Source organism: Paraburkholderia sp. RL17-337-BIB-A (assembly GCF_046025895.1).
Lineage (GTDB): Bacteria > Pseudomonadota > Gammaproteobacteria > Burkholderiales > Burkholderiaceae > Paraburkholderia > Paraburkholderia fungorum_C.
In genome coordinates this window covers 357,471-384,096 of sequence record NZ_JARESY010000002.1, presented here as the reverse complement: position 1 = coordinate 384,096, position 26,626 = coordinate 357,471, and the positions used below count along the sequence as shown (strand labels likewise).

General features: G+C 62.3%; 23 protein-coding genes and 1 pseudogene. 17 read left to right on the top strand and 7 right to left on the bottom strand.

What is annotated here, in order from left to right:
- The first annotated feature begins 449 nt into the window (after positions 1-449).
- The 8 genes from oxlT to P0D84_RS22690 all read left to right on the top strand — a co-directional run bounded on the left by oxlT (position 450) and on the right by P0D84_RS22690 (position 10,659).
- Complete coding sequence (oxlT, locus tag P0D84_RS22725; protein WP_408340587.1) at positions 450-1,784, top strand: oxalate/formate MFS antiporter; 1,335 nt, start codon at positions 450-452, stop codon at positions 1,782-1,784.
- 64 nt (positions 1,785-1,848) lie between these two features.
- Positions 1,849-3,591 carry an oxalyl-CoA decarboxylase gene (gene oxc / locus P0D84_RS22720; RefSeq protein ID WP_408340585.1) on the top strand — a complete coding sequence of 581 codons (1,743 nt, stop codon included), beginning with the start codon at positions 1,849-1,851 and terminating at the stop codon, positions 3,589-3,591.
- A gap of 25 nt (positions 3,592-3,616) precedes the next feature.
- Entirely contained in the window at positions 3,617-4,867 is a 1,251-nt protein-coding gene (gene frc, locus P0D84_RS22715) for a formyl-CoA transferase (protein WP_408340583.1), read from the top strand.
- Positions 4,868-4,975: 108 nt separating this feature from the next.
- Positions 4,976-5,407: a PAS domain-containing protein gene (locus P0D84_RS22710; protein ID WP_408340581.1), complete on the top strand. Its 432-nt coding sequence runs from the start codon at positions 4,976-4,978 to the stop codon at positions 5,405-5,407.
- Between the two features lie 169 nt (positions 5,408-5,576).
- Positions 5,577-6,746: an HPP family protein gene (locus P0D84_RS22705; RefSeq protein WP_408340579.1), complete on the top strand. Its 1,170-nt coding sequence runs from the start codon at positions 5,577-5,579 to the stop codon at positions 6,744-6,746.
- A gap of 89 nt (positions 6,747-6,835) precedes the next feature.
- On the top strand, positions 6,836-7,249 hold the full coding sequence (locus P0D84_RS22700; protein WP_179740310.1) for a MarR family winged helix-turn-helix transcriptional regulator: 414 nt from the start codon (positions 6,836-6,838) through the stop codon (positions 7,247-7,249).
- Positions 7,250-7,255: 6 nt separating this feature from the next.
- The gene (locus P0D84_RS22695) at positions 7,256-9,046 is read left to right on the top strand and encodes a chloride channel protein (RefSeq protein ID WP_408340576.1); all 1,791 of its coding nucleotides are present in this window, start codon (positions 7,256-7,258) and stop codon (positions 9,044-9,046) included.
- A gap of 197 nt (positions 9,047-9,243) precedes the next feature.
- Positions 9,244-10,659 carry an aminotransferase-like domain-containing protein gene (locus P0D84_RS22690; protein WP_408340574.1) on the top strand — a complete coding sequence of 472 codons (1,416 nt, stop codon included), beginning with the start codon at positions 9,244-9,246 and terminating at the stop codon, positions 10,657-10,659.
- A 69-nt stretch (positions 10,660-10,728) separates the two neighbouring features.
- Here P0D84_RS22690 and P0D84_RS22685 read toward each other — a convergent pair whose 3' ends face one another.
- The gene (locus P0D84_RS22685; RefSeq protein WP_408340572.1) at positions 10,729-10,917 is read right to left on the bottom strand and encodes a DUF2970 domain-containing protein; all 189 of its coding nucleotides are present in this window, start codon (positions 10,915-10,917) and stop codon (positions 10,729-10,731) included.
- Between the two features lie 291 nt (positions 10,918-11,208).
- On the opposite strand from P0D84_RS22685, the gene P0D84_RS22680 reads away from it, so the two are divergent.
- Complete coding sequence (locus tag P0D84_RS22680; RefSeq protein ID WP_408340570.1) at positions 11,209-12,996, top strand: nitrite/sulfite reductase; 1,788 nt, start codon at positions 11,209-11,211, stop codon at positions 12,994-12,996.
- On the top strand, positions 12,993-13,352 hold the full coding sequence (locus tag P0D84_RS22675) for a DUF934 domain-containing protein (RefSeq protein WP_408340568.1): 360 nt from the start codon (positions 12,993-12,995) through the stop codon (positions 13,350-13,352). Before P0D84_RS22680 ends, P0D84_RS22675 begins: the two co-directional genes overlap by 4 nt.
- A gap of 38 nt (positions 13,353-13,390) precedes the next feature.
- Here P0D84_RS22675 and P0D84_RS22670 read toward each other — a convergent pair whose 3' ends face one another.
- Together P0D84_RS22670 and P0D84_RS22665 are read right to left on the bottom strand one after the other, a co-directional pair.
- Positions 13,391-14,413 (bottom strand): aldo/keto reductase, encoded by a 1,023-nt coding sequence (locus tag P0D84_RS22670; protein WP_408345909.1) that lies wholly within the window; start codon positions 14,411-14,413, stop codon positions 13,391-13,393.
- Between the two features lie 141 nt (positions 14,414-14,554).
- The gene (locus P0D84_RS22665; RefSeq protein ID WP_408340566.1) at positions 14,555-14,887 is read right to left on the bottom strand and encodes a DUF2322 family protein; all 333 of its coding nucleotides are present in this window, start codon (positions 14,885-14,887) and stop codon (positions 14,555-14,557) included.
- A gap of 811 nt (positions 14,888-15,698) precedes the next feature.
- Here P0D84_RS22665 and P0D84_RS22660 point away from each other — a divergent pair.
- On the top strand, positions 15,699-16,151 hold the full coding sequence (locus P0D84_RS22660) for a TerB family tellurite resistance protein (RefSeq protein WP_408340564.1): 453 nt from the start codon (positions 15,699-15,701) through the stop codon (positions 16,149-16,151).
- On the opposite strand, the gene P0D84_RS22655 is transcribed toward P0D84_RS22660, so the two are convergent.
- Positions 16,124-17,005, bottom strand: coding sequence for a LysR family transcriptional regulator (locus P0D84_RS22655; RefSeq protein WP_408340562.1), 882 nt, complete (start codon positions 17,003-17,005; stop codon positions 16,124-16,126). The two genes, P0D84_RS22660 and P0D84_RS22655, sit on opposite strands and share 28 nt — an antisense overlap.
- Before the next feature lie 121 nt (positions 17,006-17,126).
- Here P0D84_RS22655 and P0D84_RS22650 point away from each other — a divergent pair, with 121 nt between their 5' ends.
- Positions 17,127-17,876 carry a TerC family protein gene (locus tag P0D84_RS22650; protein ID WP_408340560.1) on the top strand — a complete coding sequence of 250 codons (750 nt, stop codon included), beginning with the start codon at positions 17,127-17,129 and terminating at the stop codon, positions 17,874-17,876.
- A gap of 139 nt (positions 17,877-18,015) precedes the next feature.
- Positions 18,016-18,333 (top strand): TFIIB-type zinc ribbon-containing protein, encoded by a 318-nt coding sequence (locus P0D84_RS22645; protein WP_408340558.1) that lies wholly within the window; start codon positions 18,016-18,018, stop codon positions 18,331-18,333.
- A 187-nt stretch (positions 18,334-18,520) separates the two neighbouring features.
- Here P0D84_RS22645 and P0D84_RS22640 read toward each other — a convergent pair whose 3' ends face one another.
- Positions 18,521-19,387: a DUF2182 domain-containing protein gene (locus tag P0D84_RS22640; RefSeq protein ID WP_408340556.1), complete on the bottom strand. Its 867-nt coding sequence runs from the start codon at positions 19,385-19,387 to the stop codon at positions 18,521-18,523.
- A 5-nt stretch (positions 19,388-19,392) separates the two neighbouring features.
- A pseudogene (locus P0D84_RS22635) lies at positions 19,393-20,157 on the bottom strand (DUF899 domain-containing protein).
- A gap of 132 nt (positions 20,158-20,289) precedes the next feature.
- On the opposite strand from P0D84_RS22635, the gene P0D84_RS22630 reads away from it, so the two are divergent.
- From P0D84_RS22630 to P0D84_RS22615, 4 genes are all read left to right on the top strand, one after another.
- On the top strand, positions 20,290-21,507 hold the full coding sequence (locus tag P0D84_RS22630; protein WP_408340554.1) for a winged helix-turn-helix domain-containing protein: 1,218 nt from the start codon (positions 20,290-20,292) through the stop codon (positions 21,505-21,507).
- Between the two features lie 13 nt (positions 21,508-21,520).
- The gene (locus tag P0D84_RS22625) at positions 21,521-22,192 is read left to right on the top strand and encodes a Vgb family protein (protein ID WP_408340552.1); all 672 of its coding nucleotides are present in this window, start codon (positions 21,521-21,523) and stop codon (positions 22,190-22,192) included.
- A 141-nt stretch (positions 22,193-22,333) separates the two neighbouring features.
- Positions 22,334-23,566: an NAD(P)/FAD-dependent oxidoreductase gene (locus P0D84_RS22620; protein ID WP_408345906.1), complete on the top strand. Its 1,233-nt coding sequence runs from the start codon at positions 22,334-22,336 to the stop codon at positions 23,564-23,566.
- 190 nt (positions 23,567-23,756) lie between these two features.
- Positions 23,757-25,058: a TAXI family TRAP transporter solute-binding subunit gene (locus tag P0D84_RS22615; protein ID WP_408340550.1), complete on the top strand. Its 1,302-nt coding sequence runs from the start codon at positions 23,757-23,759 to the stop codon at positions 25,056-25,058.
- Between the two features lie 108 nt (positions 25,059-25,166).
- Here P0D84_RS22615 and P0D84_RS22610 read toward each other — a convergent pair whose 3' ends face one another.
- A complete protein-coding gene (locus P0D84_RS22610; protein ID WP_408340548.1) occupies positions 25,167-26,489 on the bottom strand; it encodes an MFS transporter in 1,323 nt (440 codons plus the stop codon).
- Positions 26,490-26,626: the final 137 nt, after the last annotated feature.

Here is a 26,626-nt window from a genome sequence, read left to right as displayed (position 1 = left end):
GCGGCGACAGAATCGGAATGCCTAAGCAACCGGCCTGCGCAACTACCGGCTGCACGAAGCACAGTTCATTGGCCCGCGCGCCCAAAACCCAGGCACCGGGCCCACCTCCTCGAAGACTTTCAATTGACACACCGCTCAGCGTGCCCAGCGAGCTAATCTAGCTATAGAGGGCAAACCCTATATATTAGGAATACCGAATAGAAATCATAAAATGTTTTAACTTTCGCTTATCGCTGTTCTCGCGCAGCATCCACTTCAGACGCGCTCCACACGAAGCACCTTCTTACCCGGTCGTTGCGCGAGCAACGAGTAAGGGTTTTCGTTAGTGCAAGTCCCGCTGGCCGACCAATGGTGCTTCATTGCCCACACAAAACCGGCGATAAAGCGATTCGATCACGTATGTCCAACGTGCCGTTCGAGCACGACGGAATCTACAGGAGACGAAAGACATGGGACATTCCACCGTACCCGGAACAGGCAGTACAGCGTTCAGGCAAAACCGCTGGGTGCAACTGGCGATCGGCATCGTGTGCATGGGGCTGGTCGCGAATCTGCAGTATGCGTGGACGCTGTTCGTCGTACCGATGGACAACGCCCACCATTGGGGCCAGGCGGCCATCCAGACCGCGTTCACGGTCTTCATCGTCACGGAAACCTGGCTCGTACCCATTGAAGGCTGGCTCGTCGACAAGTTCGGGCCGCGTCCGGTCGTGATCGGCGGTTCGCTGTGCGCGGCGCTCGGCTGGGTCATCAACGCGCATGCGAGCAGTCTCGTCGAGCTCTACATCGCGGCGGTGATCGCCGGTATCGGCGCGGGTTGCGTGTATGGCACCTGCGTCGGCACGGCGCTCAAATGGTTTCCGGACAAGCGTGGTCTCGCGGCCGGTTTGACCGCGGCGGGCTTCGGCGCCGGCGCGGCCGTGACCGTGATTCCGATCGCCAACATGATTCAGCGCTCGGGCTACGAGTACACGTTCATGTTCTTCGGCATTTTTCAGGGCGTCTGCATTCTGTTGCTCGCCACCATGCTGGTACGGCCGAAGCCGCCCGCCACCGCAGTCGCGGCCAAACGCGTGGTCTCAAGCAAGATCGACTACACGCCCGGCGAGATGATCCGTTCGCCGCTGTTCTGGGTGCTGTACCTGATGTTCGTGTTCGTCGCGGCCGGCGGCATCATTGCAACCGCGCAGCTAGGACCGATTGCGAAGGAATACGGCTTTGCCAAGATGCCGGTGAATCTGCTGGGCATCACGTTGCCGCTGCTCACGATGACGCTGTCGATCGACAACCTCTGCAACGGCTTCACGCGTCCGTTGTGTGGCTTTCTGTCGGACCGCATCGGCCGCGAAAACACCATGTTCATGATCTTCCTCGGCGAAGGCGTCGCGCTGCTCGGGCTGATGCAGTTCGGCCACAACCCGTACGCATTCATGTTCTTCGCGGCCGCCGTGTTCCTGTGCTGGGGCGAGATCTTCTCGATCTTCCCGGCGACCTGCGCGGACACGTTCGGCAGCAAATACGCCGCGGCCAACGCAGGGACGCTCTATACCGCGAAGGGTACGGCGTCGATGCTGGTGCCGATCGCATCGGTGCTGTCCGCGAACGGCGGATGGAGCACCGTGTTTATCTCGGCGGCGGTGGTGTCGATCGCGGCCGCCGTGTCCGCTAAATTCATCCTCGCCCCCATGAGAAAGCGCTGGATCGAGAACTCGGGGGGCGCCCCAGCCGGCGCGGTCCTCGCCGAAGCGCGGCTGCAGCCGTCGTCCAGCACCCCATCTGAATAAATGACAACGCGAGCGCACCGCTCACGACAAACCCCATAACGTCCCGCGACCAAGGAGAGACATCATGGCAGAAGCCGACAGCCCCACAACAGAAAATAAGCTGAAGCAACAGGCAACCGAGACGACCGACGGATTCCATCTCGTCATCGATGCGCTGAAACTAAACGACATCGACACCATCTTCGGACTGGTCGGGATTCCCATCACGGACCTGGCGCGCCTTGCACAAGCAGAAGGGATGCGCTTCATCGGCTTTCGTCATGAACAGCATGCGGGCAACGCAGCGGCTATCGCCGGCTTCATGACGCAGAAGCCAGGTATCTGCCTGACGGTGTCGGCGCCCGGCTTTCTGAACGGCTTGACCGCGCTCGCCAACGCGACCACCAACTGCTTCCCGATGATCCTGATCAGCGGCTCGAGCGAGCGCGAGATCGTCGATCTGCAGCAGGGCGATTACGAAGAAATGGATCAGCTGAATGCGGCCAAGCCGTATGCGAAGGCTGCGTATCGCGTGCTGCATGCGGAAGACATCGGCATCGGCGTGGCGCGTGCGATTCGTGCCGCGGTGTCGGGTCGTCCGGGTGGCGTGTATCTGGACTTGCCGGCCAAGCTGCTCGCACAAACACTGGATGCCGTGAAGGCGCAGCAGTCGCTGATCAAAGTGGTCGACGCCGCGCCGCGTCAGCTGCCGGCGCCGGAATCGGTCAAGCGTGCAATCGACGTGCTGAAGAGCGCCAAGCGTCCGCTGATCTTGCTCGGCAAGGGCGCGGCGTATGCGCAGGCTGACGCCGAGATTCGCGCGTTCGTCGAACAAAGCGGCATTCCGTATCTGCCGATGTCGATGGCCAAGGGCCTGTTGCCCGACACGCACGCGCAATCGGCGTCGGCGGCACGCTCGTTCGTGCTGCAGGAAGCCGATGTTGTCGTGCTGATCGGCGCACGGTTGAACTGGCTGCTCTCGCACGGCAAAGGCAAAACGTGGGGCGCGGCGCCCAAGCGCTTCGTGCAGGTCGATATTTCACCGACCGAGATCGACAGCAACGTCGCGATCGCGGCGCCGGTGATCGGCGATATCGGCTCGTGCGTGGCGGCACTGCGTGCCGGTCTCGATGCGGGCTTCGCGAAACCGAACACCGAATGGACCGGCGCGATCGCCGAGCGCAAGAGCAAGAACCTCGAGAAGATGGCCGCCACGCTCGACAAGAACCCGTCGCCGATGAACTTCCACAGCGCATTGCGTGCGATTCGCGATGTACTGAAGACGCGCCCGGACATCAACGTCGTCAACGAAGGCGCGAACACGCTCGACTACGCGCGCAGCATCATCGACATGTACGAGCCGCGCAAACGCTTCGATTCCGGCACGTGGGGAATCATGGGCATCGGCATGGGCTTCGCGATCGGCGCGGCGGTGACGAGCGGCAAACCGGTCGTCGCGATCGAGGGTGACAGCGCGTTCGGCTTCAGCGGCATGGAACTCGAAACCATCTGCCGTTACGAGTTGCCGGTTTGCACGATCGTGTTCAACAACAACGGCGTGTATCGCGGCACCGATGTGAACCCGACGGGCGGCAAGGACGTTGCACCGACCGTGTTCGTGAAGGGCGCGCGCTACGACAAGATGATCGAGGCATTCGGCGGCGTCGGCCACCACGCCACCACCCCGGAAGAGCTGACGAAGGCGCTGCTGGAAGCCATCGCATCGGGCAAGCCGACCTTGATCAATGCCGTCATCGATGAAGCGGCCGGTACCGAAAGCGGCCGCCTGACCAATCTGAATCCGCAAAGCGCGGCAATGAAAAAGTAATCCACAGCAACCACGGAGATACAAAATGACCAAACCGCTCGAAGGTATCAAGATCATCGACTTCACCCACGTTCAGGCCGGTCCCGCGTGCACCCAGTTGCTGGCGTGGTTCGGCGCCGACGTGATCAAGGTTGAACGGCCGGGTTCAGGCGATGTCACGCGCAACCAGTTGCGCGACATTCCCGACGCCGACGCGCTGTACTTCACGATGCTCAACAGCAACAAGAAGTCGCTGACGCTGGACACGAAAAAGCCCGAAGGCAAGGAAGTTCTCGAAAAGCTGATTCGCGAATCCGATGTTCTAGTCGAGAATTTCGGCCCGGGCGCCCTGGACCGGATGGGCTTTTCATGGGAACGTCTCAACGAACTCAATCCGAAGATGATCGTCGCCTCGGTGAAGGGCTTCAGCGACGGCCATCACTACGACGACCTGAAGGTCTATGAAAACGTCGCGCAATGCGCCGGCGGCGCGGCCTCCACCACGGGCTTCTGGGACGGTCCGCCGACCATCAGCGCCGCGGCGCTCGGCGATAGCAACACCGGCATGCATCTGGCCATCGGCATTCTGACCGCGCTGATAGGGCGCGACAAAACGGGCAAAGGCCAGAAGGTCGCCGTGTCGATGCAGGACAGCGTACTGAATCTGTGCCGCGTGAAGCTGCGCGATCAGCAGCGGCTTGAGCGCGTGGGCTATCTCGAGGAATATCCGCAGTATCCGCACGGCGAATTCAGCGATGTAGTACCGCGCGGCGGCAATGCGGGCGGCGGCGGTCAGCCGGGCTGGGTGCTCAAGTGCAAGGGCTGGGAGACGGATCCGAACGCGTACATCTACTTCACGATTCAGGGCCATGCATGGGAGCCGATCTGCAAGGCGCTCGGCAAACCCGAGTGGATTGACGACCCGGCCTACAAAACCGCGGAAGCGCGTCAACCGCATATCTTCGAGATCTTCGGCACGATCGAAGGCTGGCTCGCCGACAAGACCAAATTCGAAGCGGTCGACATCTTGCGCAAGTTCGACATTCCGTGCGCACCGGTGCTGACGATGAAGGAACTGGCCAACGATCCTTCGCTGCGCGCGAGCGGCACGATCGTCGAAGTGCCGCACAAGAAGCGCGGCACATATCTGACGGTCGGTAGTCCGATCAAGTTCTCGGACATGAAGCCGGAGGTCACCGCGTCGCCGCTGCTCGGTGAGCATACGGACGAGGTGCTGGCGAGTCTCGGCTATAGCAAGCAGGACATCTTCAACCTGCACGAAATCAAAGCGGTTTAATGGTGTTCCGCCGCAGGTCCATGGGAATGCCTGGGCCTGCGGATACGGCGTCCCGCGTGGACGCCGTATTCTATTCAGGGATTTGCGTTTTACATTCGGGGGAGCGCCATGTCTACAGCCATCGACTTCGAGCAACTCGTCAACGCAATCGGCGACGCGATCATCATCTCCGATGCCAGCGGCAGCATCACGTTGTGGAACCCTGCCGCTGAACGCATGTTCGGCTTCACGCAAAGCGAGGCGCTGGGGAAGTCACTGGATCTGATCATTCCGGAACGTTTGCGCGGCCGCCATTGGGACGGCTATCACAAGACCATGGCAACGGGCGAAACCCGCTATGGCAACGACGTGCTGCGTGTCCCCGCCGCGCATAAGGACGGCCGGCCACTATCGATTGCCTTTACGGTTGCATTGCTCCATTCGCCGCAAAACGAGCTCACAGGCATCGTCGCCGTCATCCGCGACGAAACCAGCCGCTTCCAGGAAGATCGCTTGCTGCGCAAGCGTCTTGCTGAACTGGAAGCGTCTGCGCGCGCGTGAGCGCGCGATTTCGCACCGTGACGCAAGGACCGTCACGAGAAGCGGCGTCCGCATTTTATATCACAATGAAATATAATCATGACGATGCGTTCTTTCGCTTAGCGAGGATTTGGCCGTAAGGTGTGGCCTCGTTCCATGCGATACCGCCCCTCACCTTCCTATTCCAACCTTGTCCCGAGACGCCCTCATCCGCTGGTTTTCCAGCTTTGCCCCTCATCCCATTGCCGTCCGGTGGCCGGAACGCTTCAGATCGTGTCTCGGTGCATTGCTGGGGATCGCGTTCACCGGCGGGACCATGCACGTCCTTCTCGGACCGGCGGCGAACATTCCGCTTCTCGTGGCGCCTATGGGTGCTTCGGCCGTGCTGCTGTTCGCGGTTCCTGCCAGTCCGCTTGCGCAACCGTGGTCCATCATCGGCGGCAATCTCGTCTCCGCTACGGTCGGCGTTGCCTGTGCAAGCTGGATCGCCGATCCGGTGGGCGCCGCCGCTTTGGCCGTCGCGCTGGCGATCTGTGCGATGTTTGCGCTGCGGTGCGTTCACCCGCCGTCGGGCGCGGTGGCCTTGACTGCTGTCCTTGGCGGTCCGGCAGTACACGCTCTGGGCTACCGCTTTGTGGCCGAACCGATAGCGATCCAGTCACTGATGCTGTTGTGCGCAGCCATCACCTATCACGCTGCTACCGGGCACCGATACCCGCATGTCGCGCAGAACTCGGGGAAAGGCACGGCGGCATCGGCGGCGGCGGTGTCGAACGAAGGTTTCACCCGCTCGGACCTCGAGGCGGTGCTGAACCGGCGCGGTGAATTGCTCGATATCGACACGGACGATCTGGAATCCCTGCTGCGCGATGTTCAGTTGCAGGCCTACGCCCGTACGTTCAACGAACTGACCTGTGCGGACATCATGTCGCGCTCCCTCGTCGCCGTGTCGGCCGTCACCAGAGCTTCCGCCGCATGGAGTCTGCTGAAACAGCGCCACCTCAAGGCACTGCCGGTCACCGACGAGAAGCAGCACGTTATCGGCATCATGACCCGCGCCGACCTGGTCGACAAACGCGCGTTCAGCAGAGGGGCCGGTCTGTCGTCTCCCCTGCAACGCTGGGTGCGGCGCAGTATCACGCCGGCGCCGCTGGTCGGCGCGCTGATGAACGTCGACGTTCATACCGTCGACCTGACCACGCCGATCGTCGAGTTGGTGCCAGTGTTTGCGAACTACGGGCACCACCACATCCCGGTTCTGGACTCGAAGCGGCGGCTGGCTGGAATGATCACGCAGGCCGACCTCATCGCCGGTCTGTATCGCCAGGCTTACGCTCAGCAACAACAACGCGCGGCATAACCCGTGTCATGCGCGCCAAGGTTCGAACACGGGCATAAATATCACGTCATGATATAATTTTCGCTTCACCTATTCTGCACGGAACGCCGATGAAAACCCTCGCTCGCAACCTGACCAAGGCGGACTTCGAGCAACTGTCCGAGTTTCGCTATCAGATGCGGCGCTTCGAGCGTTTTTCCGAACAGGCCGCCCAGGGCGAAGGCATTACGCCGTTGCAGTATCTGTTGCTTCTGCACATTAAAGGTTATCCGGAGCGCGACTGGGCAACCGTCGGCGAGCTGGCGGAACGGCTCCAGGCGCAGCATCACGGCGTGGTCGCGCTCGTGTCCCGCTGTGAGGCGCTCGATCTGGTCCGCAGACAGGTCAGCGAGACCGACCGCCGCCAGGTCGAGGTTCATCTGTTGAAAGCAGGCGAGCAGGTGCTTGCCCGTCTCGCCCAGATGCACCGTGCCGAACTGAAGTCCCTCAAAGGTGCCTTTAACGTCCCTCAGATCGATTATTGAGTCACCATGAGTCTCGATACCCATAAGCGCGACTTTTCCACCAACGCGCGGCTTCCCGGCATTTCCGCACTCGCTGCGGGGATCGGCGCCCTCAGCACGCTCGCGGCGTTCGTGCTGCTGAGCCTGATTCATCTGTTCACCAATCTGTTTTTCTTCCAGCAATTCTCGTTTGCGGACCGCTCGCCGGCCGTCAACACGCTGGGTATCTGGGTGGTCATCATCCCTGTGATCGGCGGACTCATCGTCGGTTTCATGGCCCGTTACGGCTCGGAGAAGATCCGCGGGCACGGCATTCCTGAAGCGATCGAAGCCATCCTGTTCGGCAAGAGCCGCATGTCGCCGAAAGTGGCGATTCTCAAGCCGCTGTCGTCCGGCATTGTGATCGGCAGTGGCGGGCCGTTCGGCGCGGAAGGCCCGATCATCATGACGGGTGGCGCGCTGGGCTCGTTGATCGCGCAATGCGTGAAGGTCACCTCCGCGGAACGCAAGACGCTGCTGGTTGCCGGCGCGGCGGCGGGGATGACTGCTGTGTTCGGCACGCCGGTGGCGGCCGTCTTGCTCGCGGTCGAACTGCTGCTGTTCGAATGGCGTCCGCGCAGTTTTCTGCCGGTCGCCCTTGCATGCGCGGTCGCGGGCTTTGCGCGCGCGGCATTCTTCGGCACCGGGCCGCTGTTTCCGCTGGAGACCGCGCCGCCTGGCGCCATGTCGCTGGTGTCCTGCGTTATCGCAGGGTTGATGTCCGGCGCGCTCGCGTCGGGTCTGTCGGCCGCGCTCTACAAGACCGAAGACCTGTTCGGCAAGCTGCCCATCCACTGGATGTGGTGGCCCGCGCTCGGCGGCCTCGTCGTCGGCATCGGCGGTTTTTTTGAACCGCGCGCGCTGGGCGTCGGCTACGACGTGATCGGCGACCTGTTGCATCAGCACATTGCCATCCAGATCGCGCTGGCGATCCTGGTCGTGAAGGCGCTCATCTGGGTCGTGGCGCTGGGCTCGGGCACCTCGGGCGGCGTCCTTGCTCCGTTGCTCATGCTGGGTGCGGGGCTCGGCGTCGTGTTCAGCCACGTGCTGCCGGGTGGCGAGCCCGCCCTGTGGCCGCTCGTCTGCATGGCGGCCACGCTCGGCGCCACGCTGGGCGCGCCGCTGACCGCCATCGTGTTTGCCTTCGGCCTCACGCACGACAGTAACGCCTTGCTGCCGCTGCTCGCCGCGACGCTGGTCGCGCACGGGTTTGCCACGGTCGTCATGAGGCGCTCCATCATGACCGAGAAAATTGCCCGGCGCGGTTATCACATCTACCGGGAATATGGCGTCGATCCGCTTGAGCGCCACCACGTCGACGAGGTGATGTCGCGTACCGTCGAGACGATCGATGGCGATCTATCGGTGGGCGAAGCGCTGGAAACGTACTTCGGTACGACGCAGACACATCGCGCCTATCCGGTCGTGCGTCGGGGCGTGCTGGCAGGCGTCGTCGATCGCACGGTACTGGAAAGAGTTCGCGATGACGAGACCGGGCATGCGCTCGACTCGCGCCTCGCCGACGTATTGCGCCACCGCTCCCCCGCTTTTGCATTGCCCAGTGAAACCTGCCGGCTCGTCGCAACGCGCCTCGCGGTGCACGGTCTCGAACGGTTGCCCGTGGTCGCGGACGCCGAAACGTTGCAGCTGGTCGGTATTGTGTCGCGCAGCGATCTGGTCAAACCGTCTCTTGCCCACTTCGACGAAGAACATAAGAAAGAGCGCTTCCGGCGCTTGCGGGTTCACACCGGCAAGCGGCACTTCCCGCCCGTTCCGTAAGCGAGCAGCCGGTCCGGGCGACCGGTTGAAGTACTACGCCGACCGACTCGGACCCGCAAACCACACGCCTACCGCAATTCATGACAACTTGCCCAACGTCCGCATTCAAGGCAACATCGCCTGCTTGATGGCGCGGTATCGAACCAGACCGGCCACCCACATTCACGGAATGAATGCAGGCGAACCACGGCCGTTCAATGAAACGCTTCGAATTGCTGGCCAACACCATGGCCAACGAAATCCGTACGGGCAGCCGCCCTGCCGGCTCGCGCATGCCCTCGCTGAGACAGCTCACCACGCAGCACGGCGTCAGCCAGTCCACCGTGTTTCGAGCCTACTATCTTCTCGAAGAGTGGGGATTGATTCGAGCACGTGAGCGCTCGGGCTATTACGTCGCGCCGGGCGCGGCGCTCGAACAACCTAAAACGGCGCGCCCCTTACCAGCCCTGGAGTCGGCCAAGGTCGAAATCACCGACCTCGTCTTCTCGGTTCTTGAAGCGGCCAAGCATCCCGATATCGTTCCCCTGGGCTCGGCGTTTCCGTCGCCGCAGCTTTTCCCGCTTCAACGTCTCGCGAAATCGCTCGGGCACGCAAGCCGGTTAATCAGTCCCTGGAGCACCGTGGTCGACCTGCCGCCGGGCAATGAGCCACTGCGCCGCCAGATTTCGTTGCGGTACATGGCAATGGGAATTGCCCAGCCAATGGAAGAAATCGTCGTCACGAATGGCGCGCTGGAAGCACTCAATCTTTGCCTGATGGCGGTGACGCGACCGGGAGACGTCGTGGCGGTGGAGTCGCCCGGATTCTATGCCGCACTGCAGGCCATTGAGCGCCTCGACTTGCGGGCGGTAGAGATTCCCGTCGACCCGATTGAGGGCATCGATTTGCAGGCGCTCTCGGAGGCCCTCGACAAACATCCCATTCGGGCATGCTGGTTCATGACCAACTTCCAGAATCCGACTGGCGCGGCCATGTCGCTGGAAAAGAAGAAAGCACTGGTCGACCTTCTTGCCCAGCACGAGGTGCCGCTCATCGAGGACGATGTCTACGGCGAACTGCACCATGCACCGACGTACCCGCTACCCGCCATGGCCTATGACAAGCAAGGCCTCGTGATGCATTGCAGTTCGTTTTCAAAGACGCTTGCACCGGGATACCGCATTGGATGGGTAGCGGCGGGCCGCTTCGCCGACAAGGTGCAGCGTCTGAAGTTGATGACCACGCTATCGGCCAGCATTCCGGCCCAGGCGGGCATCGCGGACTATCTTCAGCACGGCGGGTACGACAAGCATCTACGGAAACTGCGCGGTGCGTTCCGTACCCAACTGGCCGCAATGGATACTGCGTTGCACCGCTGGATGCCGGACGATTCGCACTGGACGCGGCCATCAGGCGGCTATTTTTTGTGGGTTCAGCTCCCGCCGCAGGTCGATGCCATGCAATTGCACCGTCTCGCGATTGAGCACGGTATCAGCATCGCGCCGGGACCCGTTTTCTCCGCGCGGCACGCGTTCCGGGACCACGTTCGATTGAATTTTGGCCATCCGTGGAGCGACAAGATCGAGAACGCGATCAAAACGCTGGGCTCGCTGCTCGAACGCGTGGGTGAATGAGGCGCGCATCACCCCTTCACACTTCCGGCGCGTTCGTGTTCGTGCTTACCAGCCGATCGGCGGCACCGGTCAATGCGCGACGTTGATCGCAAGCTTCGCGAGCGCGAACAGCGTCGCGCCGAAACCACCGGCGAGCACCACTGCGACGACCGGCAACAGCGGCAGCTTGACGCCCGCCATATCGGCTTGATGTGAGGCGCCACGGCGGATGCCGAAAAAACTCCACAGCACGATTCGCGTCATCTTCAACAGGTTCATGGCATCACCTCTCATGGCAGGATTGTTTTATCTCACGCGTAGTTTGAGTCGGGTGGCCCAGGCAAAAAAGCAGCAGTTGCAAACAATTCCGCCGCAGCAGTTTGCCCTTGCACGTCCACCCGGTTGCTCCCCTGCGGCCCCGCCCGTCATCTGCTAGCGCATTTTTTACGGCATCTGCTACTTTTCGCCGATCGCCGTTGCCTCTATCGTCGCAATCAACGACCGTTGGATCTCGCCCCAAACCGACGCCCAGACAAGCTACGTCTTATGTAGCCGCAGACGCACCGGACCATGTACCAATACACCGAGTTTGATAAATCATTCGTGCGCAGCCGCGCGGCGCAGTTTCGCGACCAGCTCGAGCGCTGGCAGTCCGGCAGACTCAGCGAGGACGACTTTCGCCCACTGCGTCTGCAAAACGGATGGTATGTGCAACGACACGCGCCCATGCTGCGTGTCGCCGTCCCGTACGGCGAGCTGTCGAGCGCGCAGTTGCGCATGCTCGCCCGAATCGCCCGCGAGTACGATGAGCCCGATGCCGAGGTCTACAGGCTTGCGTCCGAGGCACAGCGGCGGCTCGGCACCTTGCACCTGCCGACTCACTACGCGCACTTCACCACGCGTACCAATGTGCAGTTCAACTGGATTCCCCTCTCGAAAGCAGCGGATGTGATGGACCTGCTCGCGAGCGTCGACATGCACGGCATTCAGACCAGCGGCAACTGCATTCGCAACATTTCCTGCGACGAACGCGCGGGCGTTGCCCCGGACGAGATCGCCGACCCGCGGCCGTACGCCGAAATCATGCGCCAATGGACCACGCTTCATCCCGAGTTCGCGTTTCTGCCGCGCAAGTTCAAGATTGCGATCACTGGCGCGAGCGAAGACCGGGCCGCGACAGACTGGCATGACGTCGGTCTGCGGCTCCTGAAAAATGATGCAGGCGAGCTTGGCTTCCGGGTAACAGTCGGCGGAGGGATGGGTCGCACGCCGATGGTCGGCACGGTGCTGCGCGACTTTCTGCCATGGCAGCAGATCATGAACTACATTGAAGCGGTAGTGCGGGTCTATAACCGCTACGGCCGACGCGACAACAAGTACAAGGCGCGTATCAAGATTCTGGTCAAGGCCGAGGGTCAACGATATATCGACGAGGTGGACGACGAATTCCGCCAGATAGTCGAACTCGACGGCGGCCCACACACCATCCCTCAAACCGAGTTCGACCGTGTGAGTGCGTCGTTCATGCCGCCGGCCCTGAAGAGCAGAACCCGCGAACGCGACAGGAGCGCGCGCTCAGACCTACGTGTACAAGCGGAACTCCATCCTCGCTTTGGCCGTTGGCTACAGCGCAACGTGGCGCCGCACAAGGACCCGGCGCTGCGCGTCGTCACACTGTCGTTCAAGCGCCTGATGCAGGCACCCGGCGATGCATCGGCGGATCAGCTCGATACCGTCGCCGAGCTGGCCGAGCGGTTTTCCGCCGGAGAAGCGCGCGTAACGCACACGCAGAACGTCGTGTTGCCATGGGTTCATGCCGACGATCTGTTCCTGCTTTGGAAGTCGGCTTGCGACGCGGACCTGGCAAGTGCAAACGTCCATCTGCTCACCGACATGATTGCGTGCCCGGGTGGCGATTTTTGCGCGCTTGCCAACGCACGCTCGATTCCCATTGCGCAAGCCATTGCCGAACGCTACCAGGATCTGGACGAACTCGACGACATCGGCGAAGTCGATTTGCACATCAGCGGCTGCATCAACTCGTGCGGCCATCACCATAGCGGTCACATTGGCATTCTCGGCGTCGACAAGGACGGTCAGGAGTGGTACCAGGTCACGCTCGGCGGAGCGGACGGCAAACAGGCGAGTGGCGCTGCGCAACCGGGCAAGGTGATCGGGCCATCGTTCTCCGCAGCCGAGATTCCTGACGTCGTCGAGGCGATTCTTTCGACTTACCGCGATCTGCGCAGCACCGGCGGAACGCGGGAAACTTTTATTCAAACGCTAAGGCGCGTCGGACTGGAACCATTCAAGGCCGCAGCCAACGACGCCCGCTGCAAAGCAGAGGTCCCGTTGTGAAAAACAGCACCCACCTGACAATTTTGACGGCGTCAGAGCATCTCGCTGACGATGCCGCGAATCCCGTTCAGCTCGCCAACGACGCCGACCCGGCGACACTCGGCGATCAACTTGGAAGCATCGAGCGCATCGACCTGCACTTTCCGCATTTCACCGACGGGCGCGCGTACAGCCAGGCCTATCTCCTGCGTCGCAGACTTGGATTCAAGGGCGACTTACGCGCGACAGGCGACGTCCTGATAGACCAGCTCGTGCAGATGGAAAGAACGGGCTTTTCCAGCGCCGTACTGAAAGAGGGCGTCGACCCGGCTGACGCGAAACGGCAGTTCGAGCGTTTCCCCGGGTTTTACCAATAGGTGCGTGGCTCACCCAGTTTGCATGACCCGTCAACGCATCAGGCAGCGTGTCCGTGACTGCCCTTCTCACTGTCGAGATGCGCCATCTGCGCCGCCGCGTAACGATCGCCCGCAGCAGCCCCGATCGGCACAGCCCGCGCGATCTCAGCCAGATCGTCCGCCGTGAGCGTCACGTCAACCGCACCGAGCGCTTCGGCAAGACGATCGCGCCGGCGCGCGCCGACGAGCGGCACGATATCGCTGCCCTGGGCGGCAACCCACGCAATCGCGATCTGCGCAACCGAGACACCTTTTGCATCGGCCACCTTGCGCAACGCTTCCACGAGCGCGAGATTGTGATCGATGTTGTCCCCCTGGAAGCGTGGACTCATGGCGCGAAAATCGCCTTTGCCCGCGGCGACCTTGCTCCAGTGGCCGCTGATCAAGCCGCGGGATAACACGCCATACGCCGTGACGCCAATGCCGAGCTCACGGCACGCCGGCAGTATCTCGTCTTCGATGCCGCGTGAAATCAGCGAGTACTCGATCTGCAGGTCGCTCACCGGGTGCACCGCTGCCGCGCGGCGGATGGTCGTCGCCCCTACCTCGGACAAACCGACGTGCCGCACATAACCGGCTTTGATCATGTCGGCGATCGCGCCGACCGTGTCCTCGATCGGCACATTGGGATCGAGCCGCGCAGGACGGTAGATGTCGATATGTTCGACGCCGAGGCGCTGCAGCGAGTAAGCGAGAAAATTTTTGACCGCCGCGGGACGTGCGTCGTAAAGCGACCAGCCACCTGCGGGATCTCGCATGGCCCCGAATTTCACGCTGATGATCGCCGCGTCGCGGCGTGACGGCGGCGCGCTTTTCAGGGCCTCGCCGATCAGAATTTCGTTGTGGCCCGAGCCGTAGAAATCGCCTGTATCGAGCAGCGTGATGCCGGCTTCGAGCGCGGCGTGGATCGTGGCGATGCTTTCAGCGCGGTCGGAAGGCCCGTACATGCCCGACATTCCCATGCAGCCGAGACCGATGGCAGAGCTTTGCGGACCCGTCTCACCCAGTTGAAGTTGCTTCATCATGTTCCTCGCTAGTTGCGCCGCAAGCAGGGCGCTTGACCGCAAGTATGGGCCGAATTTGCGCGTGCGATCGGTTTTGTACTACCCGAGCCGGACTCATATGCCGGCTCTGCTCAGGGCGTTCGTCGACCTTCTTCGCGCTTAGCTCGCTGCGACGATGTCGATGCGCAACGCTTCCCCACCGGCCACAATCGCGAGCAAATGGTCGACGTTCGGGTGCGCACCCGGGCGGTTGCGGGCGTCGGCCGTGTGCTCGGCGAACACCAGCAGACCGTGTTCGGCTGCCTGGGCGTCCAGCGTGCCGAATGCCTGCTTTAGATAGTGGTACACGGCCAGCGAACCCTGCTTGCCCGGCTTGTTCTCAATGCTTGCCACCACGGCGCCTTTGCCGTCGACCAGATCGATGCGTTCGATACCGTCAATGGCAGGCAGTTGGGCGAGGTTGTCCTTGAACACGTTGCTCGGTTGAATCACTGAAAACACTCCTTCTATTTGGAAAATTGCGGCGAGCTGTATCTTATCCGATGGGGCGTTTTGTATTGCGTCAGAACGGCTATTCATAGGTCACTGCCAGACGACGGCATAAAAGCTCACGTAAAACAACGCAGTTCCTACGAGTAAGATCGGCATGGTAGTAGCAACGCGAGACACAGTGATCTTTCTTGCTTGCGCAAGTCCCACGATGGCCCAAACGGCAACCGGTCCGAAAAGAAAGAGGAAGGCTACCGCATAGCCGAGCCACGAAACGTTGCAATGTTCAAAGTCCCAGCAACCATGCCAGCGGCGATGGATCAACGGCCAGGCGTATCGGCCTGCCAATCGGCTAGTGAACAGGACCGATAACCAGGACGCGAGGACCCCTGTAGTCAGATACGCCAGAGACCATGCTGCGCGCTTCACTTGATTTCCCAAAAGAGAATCTGTCTGGATTTTGCGAGATCGGAGTACCACGCTCGTGATACCCCGGGGTTGAAAAACCTTTTCCCGAGAGCGTGGCTTTTCCTGCTGGCGAGCGGAATAGAAGAAATCTCGAAACGTCGGGGAAAACTCTGCATCTCTACAAAGCCAATGTCACATCGACCTAGCGCCATGCTTGCCGTTCTCCTACCCACTCCGTGGGCATTTACGGGGAAGGTTAAATCGGGACGGTGCCACACAAGGCGGCGCGTACACTTCGGATTTTCCGAACCTTCACTCCCGAATTAACAGATTTACCCGATCCCCACCCCAACGCAAACTGAGGCTCACCATCACTGCGGACAACGTCCGCGCCAGGAGCCCCAACATGCGAACCTATCCGCGCAACAGTCCTCAAGCCGCCGCACGCATCGTCGCGCTGGCTCTCACTTCCGACGGCCACGTCAGCAGCGCGGAAGAGCGCGCACTCGAAAGCCTGGATATCGCGGACGAACTCGGCCTCGCACCCGCGCAATTCGCTCGGATCGTCCAGGCGCTGTGCGAGGATCAGTCGATCGCGCACACGCCATTCGCGCCGCCGGTCGGCCACCTCGACGCGGCCCTCCTCGCCGCCTTGATCGACGAGATCGATGACCCCGCGTTGCGCCGCAAGGTGATTCGCCTGTGCATCGCCGTCACGATCGCGGACGACTATCTGGCGGACGGCGAAATCGCCTTGCTCGCCGCCGTGTTCAACGCGTGGGGGGCTGCACCTGCACGGGCAGCAAGCCGGCACGGCACCCCGCCGCGCGATCAGGAACGTGCGCTGGCAACCACCTGAGATGCGAGCGCATGATGTTGCCCGCGCCGCGAGCGGATGGCGTGGATCTCGTCGACCACGCCTTCCGCCCGCCCGAGCCAGCGCAGTCTGCGCAGCAGCGCCGCGTCTTCTGCGCCCAGTTCCGCGAGCGGAAACACGCCGAGGCCCCGTGCGGCGAACACCGCCATCAGCGCGCTGTCTTCGAACTCCCCGACGATCCGTGGGCGAATCCCTGCGGCTTCGAACCACCGGTCGAGCCGCGCTCGCAACGCGCCATGGCCGGTGGGCAGGAGTACCGGCAGATCGGCCAGGCATTGCGGAAAGCCGGCACGGGCCGATTTGCGGACGATCTCCGCAGGGCCATACCAATCGACGGGCGCCCCCACGAGCCGCTGACTCACCACGCGCAGGTCCGCGTTATGCGGGGCGGGCTGGCAGGCAAGGACGAGATCGAGCCGATGGAGCGCGAGTTCCGACAGCAGCTGCGCAGGTTCGCCCTCATGACATAGCAGCCTGAGCGACGGCGTGCCGAGCACGGGCGCCAGCAGCGCGTGCGCGGCGAGCTTTGAAATGCCGTCGGAAAGACCTACGGCGAGCCGCGCAACACGTTCGCCGCCTGCCTCGCGCATCTCGTCGAGCAGCGCCTCGCCGATCTGAAAGATCTGCTCCGCGCGATTGAATGCCGTCTCGCCGGCTTCGGTCATCGTGACGCCGCGCCCTGCCGGTTTCAGCAACTGACGCCCAATCGATTTTTCCAGTTCGCGCACCTGCGCGCTGATCGTCTGAACGGCCATGTCGAGACGCTCGGCCGCGCGCGCAAAGCCGCCCTCCTTCACGACGATCCAGAAATAGTAGAGATGGCGGTAGTTGAGCATAGCGCAGACACTTCGAAAAAATCGATATGTTGCTCAGATTATCACTGATTTATCCGCACCATGAAGACGGCGATGATGACGGCATACCGACGTTACCCGTCACCCTTCGCTTACGGACCCCATGGACGCCCTACTCATCCTCATTGCCGACCCCGCCGCATGGGCTGCGCTTCTCACGCTGGTCGTGATGGAAATCGTGCTCGGCATCGACAACCTGATCTTCATCTCGATCCTCAGCAACAAGCTGCCGGAAGCACAACGCGCGCGCACCCAGCGCATGGGCATCATGCTCGCGCTCGGGCTGCGGCTCGGCCTGCTCGGCACCGTCGCGTGGATCGCGCAACTGACCGCACCCGCCGTGACGCTGTTCGGCCACGCGTTTTCGTGGCGCGACCTGATCCTGCTGGGTGGTGGCCTGTTTCTCGTCTGGAAGGCTACGAGTGAGATTCATCACCATGTCGTTCATTCGGAAGAAGCCCGCGACAAGGCGAACACAACCGTGCAGTTGACCGCATTGGCTGCGATCGGACAGATCCTGGTGCTCGACATCGTGTTTTCGGTCGACAGCATCATCACTGCGGTCGGGATGACGGAGCACCTGCCGATCATGTTCATCGCGGTAATTGCAGCGGTCATGGTGATGCTGTTCGCCGCGAGCCCGCTGTCGCGCTTCATCGATCGTAATCCGACTGTCGTCATGCTGGCGCTCGGCTTCCTGCTCGTGATAGGTATGACGCTTATCGCAGAGGGTTTTGGTTCGCACGTGCCGAAGGCTTACATCTACGCGGCCATGGCGTTCTCCGCCTTCGTCGAGGCATTGAACATGCTCGCGCGCCGGGCGAAATCGAAGCGGCCGATTAACGCGGAGTAGTGAACGCCGCTATTACGTCCGCCCATGAAAAGAGCGTTTGACATCCTTGAACGAAGTAACGTCGGATCGTTTTTTCGGAGTCGGGAAGCTCGTTATGTCGAGCGTTCGATGTCTTTTTGTACCCTTGAGGAGCAACGAAATGAAATGCCCTGTTTGCAAGACCACTGATTTGCTGATGAGCGAGCGACGCTCGATCGAAATCGACTACTGCCCGGTGTGCCGGGGCATATGGCTCGATCGTGGCGAACTCGACAAGCTGATCGCACTTGACGATGGGAACCCCGATGCTTCCGCGTCGGCACGCGTAAGCCGGGAGAGTCACCGGGAGAGCCCCCGGGACGGCCACCGCGATCGAGATCATGCATACGAAAACCACCGCACGTACGACGATCGCCGACCGGATTATCGCGGGCACAAAAAGAAGCGCTCGATCTTCGACGTGTTCGATTTCGATTGAACGTGACCGTGGCTGCAACAACCAGACGGTCATGTTCGAATCACGGGCGCGCGCTGTTGCTAGCAGCGTCCCGTGCTACTTGTGGGTCACATTCCGTTGTTCGCTGCATGTGGGCATGCATTGATCCGACGACGGATAACCTTCCTGATCCCGCGATAGCAATGGGCTTTCGCTGCTGCTTCACCAGTCATCCAAGCCCTACTGCTCGCACGATCAGCACCAACCCCGCCCCGACGACACCCACGCCGGTCACGCGCGCCACGCGCTCTCCACGCGGTGCCAAACGTTCGACGGTGATAGCCGCCGTCACGACGGCCATCACACGCCAATCCATCATCCCAAGAACGAGAAGGACCATCGTCAGACCGGCACAGCAGTGGCAGCAGTGAAGGCCGAGGCGTAAGCCGTGCCGCCACGCCGTGGCGGCGTCCGCGGGCAATGCGTGCAACACAGGCGACGCAGGCACCATAAGGCAGCACCCCGGCTCCGCGCGGCAGCAGGCAAGGCGGCGCGCCTTCCACGCGGTGAACTGCAGCGCCCCGGCGCTCAGCACAATCACACCCGCCGCGAGCGGAACGGCACGCGCCAACGCCGGCAGTTCCATCTCCAGCGCCGCCAGCGCAGCGCCGAGCGGAAATACGGCCATGCCGAACGCGCTCCACACGAAGAAGTACCCCACGCCCACCAGCACCGTGAGCCAGCCCAGACGCAGCTCGCCGATTCCGCCGACGGCCTCGCGATAGCGCCACAGCATCGGGGCGAGAGATGGCAACATCATCGCCACCATCATCACTCCCCACATGCCGAGAAACGATGCCGCTACACCGGGCCACGTCTGCCCGCACATCCGCATCCACGTCATCGACATCGTCCATCCGCCGGGCATCGGCATCTCGCCCATCGCCGACATGGATGCGGCGCCAGCGATCGTCACCCCTGTGCTGACCACGAAGAGCAGCGCCGAGACGCCGAAGAACGTCCGCTGCGAAACTCGCGCGTCGATCGAGCGTCCCGACGTTGCCCGTGCCCCGGTTGCGCAAACCTGTTCCATCATCTGGCTCAGCGCTTCTCGTACTCGTCGTGCCGCTTCCACAAGACACCCGTCTCGTTGCGCCCCTTCGGCGCGCGGTCGAGCCACTGGTACATGCCCCAGATACCGTCCACGCCGCGCGCATAGGTGGAATACGTGTGATACACGACGCCGTCCTCGAGAACGAACGCGCTCAGCCCCGGCCGGTCACGCGTGTACGTCGCCGCGTCGGTTCCACAGGTGGCCGCGAACTGGGCGACGGGCTCCGGGACTTGCGTCTCGTCCATCGCGTGGCCGCCCCGCTCGTAGTTGTATTCGATGCGCCCTTCACGCTGTTGCGCCTCGGTGAAGGCGATGTTGAAGTCGAAGTTGAAGTCGCTGCCAGCCGAGGACGCCCACGGGAACGTCCACCCCATCCGGCGCTGATACGTCTGCAGCTTCTCGAGCGGCGCCCTCGACACCGCCATGAGCGTGACGTCGTGATTCGCCAGATGAACCACGAGGCCATCGAACCCATCCGCAATCGAGGAGCACGACGGACACCCCGCCTTGTAATCGGGGCCGAACATGAAGTGGTACACGAGGAGCTGGGAGCGGCCATTGAAAAGCTCTGCCAACGAGGCGCTTCCCGCAGCGGTTTCGAATCGGTATGCCTTGTCGACCCGCACCTAGGGGAGTGCCTGCCGCTGCTGCACAAGCTCATCGCCCTGCCGCGTCAACGCCTTTTCCGCCTTGAGCAACTCGAGTCGCGCCGCCAGCCACGCTTCACGTGTCCCGGTGGTATGTGTTGTCATCCTGCGTCCCTCCTTGGGAGTCCTGCGTCGATCGTTCAGTTGTCGATACGACGTTCTGGTTGGTGGTCGTGCTAGATTAGTCACGGGCACCGGACGGTGGGAGTGACAAGTGTGGCGCGATTTGAATCGACCATGGACTCGCTAGTGACAGCCGCGGCGCGGGCGCTCGCGGCGGGCGACCCGCTCGGCGCGCTGAACCGCGTCGCTCTGCGCGAAGACGCGCCTGCGCTCGCTTTGCGAGGCATCGCGATGGCGCAGCTCGGCGATCTCGTGCGGGCAAAAGCGCTAGTGCGAAGTGCCGCGCGCGCCTTCGGCCCCAAAGAGCCTGTGGCCCGCGCGAGGTGTGTGGTCGCCGAGGCCGAAATCGCGCTCGCCTCACGCGATCTGGGATGGCCCGCGAAGGCGCTCGACGCCGCGCGGGCAACGCTCGAAGCGCACGGCGACCAACTGAACGCCGCACATGCGCGGTATCTCGAAGTGCGGCGCCTGCTTCTGATCGGGCGCCTCGACGAGGCCGGGCACCGGCTCGCCAGGCTCGACCCCGCGCCCTTCCCGCCCCCCTTGAGAACCGCCCACGAGCTGGTCGTCGCGGGGCTCGCAATGCGCCGCCTCCAGACGAATACGGCGCGCTCAGCGCTCGCGAGAGCCGAGCGCGCCGCGCGCCATGCGGGGATTCCATCGCTGACGGCGGAGGTCGAAAGCGCACGCCTTCTCCTGAACACGCCGGCGGCGCGTCTGATTGCGCATGGCGAGGAGCGGCTCCTGCTGCTCGAAGAGGTTGAAGCGTTACTGGCGTCGCAGGCGCTGATCGTCGACGCGTGCCGTTATGTCGTGCGTGAAGCACGCATCGTGGTCCCGCTCGCGAGGCGTCCGGTGTTGTTCGCGCTCGCACGCGCGCTGGCCGAAGCGTGGCCCGAGGACGTCTCGCGGGACGCACTCATCGCGCGGGCATTCCGGACGAAGCACCCCGATGAATCGCATCGCGCGCGGCTGCGAGTCGAAATCGGGCGGCTTCGCGCATTGCTTGGAACGCTGGCCGGCGTGAGCGCGACCAAGCGGGGCTTCGCGCTGATACCGCACGGCGCGCGCGAGGTCGTCGTGCTCGCACGGCCGGTTGAGGAACCGCACGCGATGGTGCTGGCCTTCCTCGCCGACGGCGAATCGTGGTCGAGCTCGGCGCTCGCCATTGCGCTGGACGCCAGCCAGCGCACCATGCAGCGCGCCCTCGACGCGCTGGCGGCAGGCGGCAAGGTGCAATCGTTCGGTCGCGGGCGGGCGCGGCGCTGGATGACGCCGCCCATGCCCGGATTCACGACAACATTGTTACTCCCCGCTCCTTTAACCGAGTGATCAGGATGGAACCATGAACCGATCAGCCGCCAGAATCGTGCGTGAATATGGACCCTTTCCGGGCGTCGACAAAGTGCACGGCGTCACTTATGACGGTCAGCACGTCTGGATTGCCACCGGCGACAGGCTGAACGCCTTCGATCCGGTGAGCGGCGAAATGCTGCGCTCGATCGATGTCGCCGCGCAGGCAGGAACGACCTTTGACGGCCAGCACCTGTTTCAGATCGCCGACGATCGCATCCAGAAGATCGATCCTGATAGCGGCCGCGTACTCGCGACGATCCCCGCACCGGGTGGCGGCAGCGGTAACTCGGGGCTCGCGTGGGCCGAAGGAACGCTCTGGGTGGGGCGGTATCAGGACCGGAAGATTCTTCAGGTCGATCCCGAAACCGGGGCGATTCTGCGTACGATCGAGTCCACCCGCTTCGTCACCGGCGTCACCTGGAACGACGGCGAGCTCTGGCATGCCACCTGGGAAGATGACGAAAGCGAGCTGCGGCACGTCGATTCCCATACGGGAGAAGTCCTGGAGAGCCTCGAGATGCCGCCGGGCGTTTACGTGTCGGGGCTCGAGTCCGACGGCGACGATCAGTTCTTCTGCGGTGGCGGCACCAGTGGAAAGGTGAGAGCCGTCCGCCGGTCGAGGCGAGACGCCCAGGCGCCCGTCGAATCTGCGAACGAATAGTCGAAGCCAGTTGCCACGCCAACGTCAGCCTCGATCCGCTCGCCACTCGTCTGGGCCTGGTTGCCCATACACTCAACGAGTCCGGGCAGGGTGGCGCTGGTATTTCAAGAATCCAAAAGCAAGAATGAGTTCATGACCACCATGAAATTCGATGCCGTCGTGCTCGGCGCGGGCATTGTCGGCGTGTGCGTTGCCGTGCATCTTCAGAAACGCGGCCGCCAGGTTGCGCTTATCGACCGCAAACTGCCCGGCAACGAAACGTCGTTCGGTAACGCTGGGCTGATCCAGCGCGAAAGCGTGTATCCCTATGCGTTTCCACGCGACCTCGGCACCTTGCTTCGCTACGCGCGCAACCAGTCGCTGGACGTTCGCTACCATGCCGACGCCATCCTCAAGACGGCGCCGTTCCTGTGGCAGTACTGGCGCAATTCTCATCCGGCAAAACACGCCGCGATCGCGAAGTCGTACTCGACGCTGATCGAGCATTGCGTCGACGAGCACCGCGCCCTGGCCGCGGCTGCCGGCGCGAGCGCGTTATTGCGCCCGACGGGCTGGATCAAGGTGTTTCGCACCGAACAGGTACGGGACGCGGAAACCCGGAACGCTGAACGATGGCATCGGGAATATGGAGTCGAGTTCGAAGCACTCGACGCAAGCGGCCTGCAACAGAAGGAACCGGATCTCGACAAGTCCTTGCCAGGCGGATTGCGTTATACGGCATCCGATTCCGTGAACGACCCTAACGCGCTCATCACCGCATACGCAAGATACTTCGAAGCGCTAGGCGGACGGTTTTTCATCGGCGACGCCGACTCGTTTCGTGAGGGTTGGGCGGTCGATACGGACGTCGGAACGATCACCGCTTCATCAGCGGTTGTTGCCCTGGGGCCGTGGTCCGATCGCGTCAGTTCACGGCTCGGCTACCGGCTGCCCCTTGCCGTCAAACGCGGGTACCACATGCACTATGCGTCAGAGGCATCGGCGCGCCTGAATCATCCGGTTCTGGACGTCGAGAACGGCTACCTGCTGGCGCCCATGGCAAAAGGCATCCGCTTGACCACGGGGGCGGAAATCGCGCACTGCGATGCGCCCAAAACGCCCACGCAACTCGCCGCCGTCGAGCCGATTGCGCGCACGCTGTTTCCGTTGGGCCAGCGTCTCGACGACGAAGCATGGATGGGACGGCGCCCCTGCACAGCCGACATGATGCCGATTATCGGGCCCGCGACAAATCACAAAGACTTGTGGTTTGCATTCGGCCATGCGCACCACGGGCTGACGCTAGGCCCAGTCACGGGCCGGCTGATTGCCGAGATGATGACCCACGAAGAGACGCTCGTGGACACGCGGCCGTTCAGGGTGGAGCGGTTTTAGAACGGTCAGCGACGCAACGCCGACGGCACGGCGAGCATGGTCCAGGCGCTCCGCAACGAGGGCGGATGTGGACAAGGCGTTCGAGGCACTGCATTATCCATGCAGACTATTAAACAGCACCAGCGACGCGGCAAGGTCAACGCTAATGCCCAGGCACAACCCCGCGCTTCTTCGCCATGAGAAACGCCCCATGACACCGGGTCGCCGGCGACTATTCATCGCCGGCGTGATCCTGCTGATCGTCGCGCTAGGCTGGGGCATATCGGTCATACTCGAACCCGCCTTCCGGCACACGATCGTCATCACAACCGGCGCGGACAAGGGCATCTATCGCGGCTTTGCGGATCGCTACGCGCCCGTCCTGAAACGTGACGGCATCACGCTCGATATCCGCGGTTCGTCGGGTTCGAGTGAAAACTATCAGCGCCTGAAGGATCCGGACAGCGCATACGAGGTGGGCTTCATTCAGTCCGGCACCACCAGTCCTAAGGAAACCGACCATCTGCAAACAATCGCCGCCGTCTCCTATGAACCGATCTGGGTGTTCTACCGTGGCGGCTCCGCCGATTTGACCATCAACCGGCTGGCACAACTACGCGGCAAAAAGGTATCCATCGGCGTTCCTGGCAGCGGCCTCTTGAACGTCTCCCAGTTATTGCTCGGTTACAGCGGCGTCACACGGGACAATACGACGCTGCTCGAAATGGACGCCGCCAAGGCCTATCAGGCCCTCGAAAACGGTCAACTCGATGCCGCTTTCTTTATCGGCAGGCCCGATGCGCCCATGCAGACCACGTTGCTGAACAGCAATCTCAAACTGATGAGCTTTGCGCAGGCCGATGCGCTGGTGCAGAAATTCCCGTCGCTATCCAAGGTGATTTTCCCGCGCGCCGCGACCAGTATCGTCAACGATCTGCCGCCAAACGATGTCACGCTGCTCGCCGCCACGGCCTTGCTCGTCGCCAAGGACACGCTGCACCCTGCGCTCGTCTACCTGTTGCTGGACGCGGCCAAAACTGTCCACGGCGGCGAAGATTACTTCACGCCGCTTGGCGTGTTTCCCAATCTGAACACCGAGGAATTTCCTGTTTCCGAAGAGAGCGAACGTTACTTCAAAACGGGACGCCCCTTCCTGCAACGCTACCTGCCATTCTGGCTGGCCAGCTTTGTCGAAAGACGTCTGCTGATCCTGCTTCCCTTCATGGCTTTACTGCTGGGCCTGCTACAGGCGTTGCCGCGCATGGCCGAGGCACGCATAAAAAAACGCCTGGTTGTCTGGTATCGCGAGATCAAAGCGCTCGAAGACGAGATATGGAAAAACAGCCATCCAGACGCGGACCAGATCGCGCAGTGGAAGCACGAGATCGAACACATCGATGCGCATGCTAACCAGATCCGCATGCCCCAGCGTTACTTCCAGGATGTTTACGCACTCAAGCAGGCGATTGCCGTAGTGCGCAATCGAATTTACCGCGTGGCGGGGGAACAATAGCTGCGCCCCGCCGCGTGTGACTTCAGGCGCGGCGTCCTCGCGGGGCGAAGCGGAATGCCGCACTGACTGCGAACGGCAACAGGGTTTCCTCGCGCGGGCCGGCCAGTATCAGGCCGCCGGCACAGTGCCATCCTCGAGGATCGGTTGGCGCGCCATGAACCAGTAGAACAGTGCCGCACAGCCGGCAATGATGCCGCCGGAGATGAATGCAAGCGCATAGGAGCCGGTGCGGTCGACGATAAAACCCGCGACGACGGGCGAGAACGCCCCACCGAAGTAGCCACCGAAATTCTGGATCGCACTTACCGATGCGATCATCGACGACGGTGCAATATCCGCGGCAAGCGCCCATGCCGAGCCGACCACGGCGGCAATGAAGGCGAGGCCGACGGTGAACAGCACGAGCGTCACGTTGAGCGATTGGGTGAACGGCAACGCGACCGCGCATACCGCCGCGCCTGCCGAGCAGCACGCGATCAATAGCCGCTTCGCATCGATCGCCGATGCGAGGTGCCGGTCGACGATCTTCTTCGCCAGATAGCCCACCGCGATTTCACCCACTGCGCCGCCTGCCCACGGAATGCCCGCGACCACGCCGAGTTGCGCGAATGAGATGTGAAAGCGGTCGAGCAAATAGAGCGGCAAGAACACCAGGAAAATGTTCCACAGCCAGATCGTGCAGAAGTAGCCGAGAATCATGCCCCACACACTGCGGCGTCCGAACAGCGAACGCCATTTGAGTGAGGAGGTCGCCAGCGACCGTTCGTGACCGCCGCCGCCGGCTTCGATATGAGCGAGCTCGTCCTTCGAAAGACGTTTGCTGTCGACCGGATTGCGATACAGCAGCAGGAATAGCAGCGCGAACGCGATCCCGAACGCACCGGTTACATGAAATAGCGAGCGCCAGCCGAACGCGATCATTAATGCAACCAGCATGGCGGGTGCGAGTGCCGGCCCCCACTTCGACGACGAATCCCACACGCCAGTCGCAAAGCCGCGCTCCTTGGCCGGAAACCACGCTGCGGTGATTTTTGCCGAGGTCGGCCAGCACGGTGCCTCGCCCACCGCGAGCAACGCACGCATCACCAGCAAGCCGGAGATCGAACCCACTACGCCCGTCAGCCAGGTCGCGACGCTCCACCAGATCATCCCGAGCACGTACGCCCGTTTCGCGCCGAAACGGTCGATCACCCAGCCTGCCGGTAATTGCATCACCGCATAGGTCCATGCGAACACGCTGCCGAGCAGACCAATCTGCGTGCGTGTCAGACCAAGATCGTGAATCATGCCGGGCGCGGCGATCGACAGACTGGCGCGGTCCATATAGTTGATGATCCCGCCGATCAACAGCCAGATCAGAACGTGCCAGCGATAGTTGAGGCGAACGGGGCGCGCCGCGGCGGCCGATACGGGAAGCGTGTTCTTGTCCAAATCGTGTCTCCGTCCAGATGGCCTTACGCGGCCATTCATCGTTGCCGGTGGCGTCTTTTTAGCGCTGCGCGATACAACGCTACCTTGCACGCACCGAGCGCCAAGTGTACGGACGGGAGCACACTGACTCCAATGAG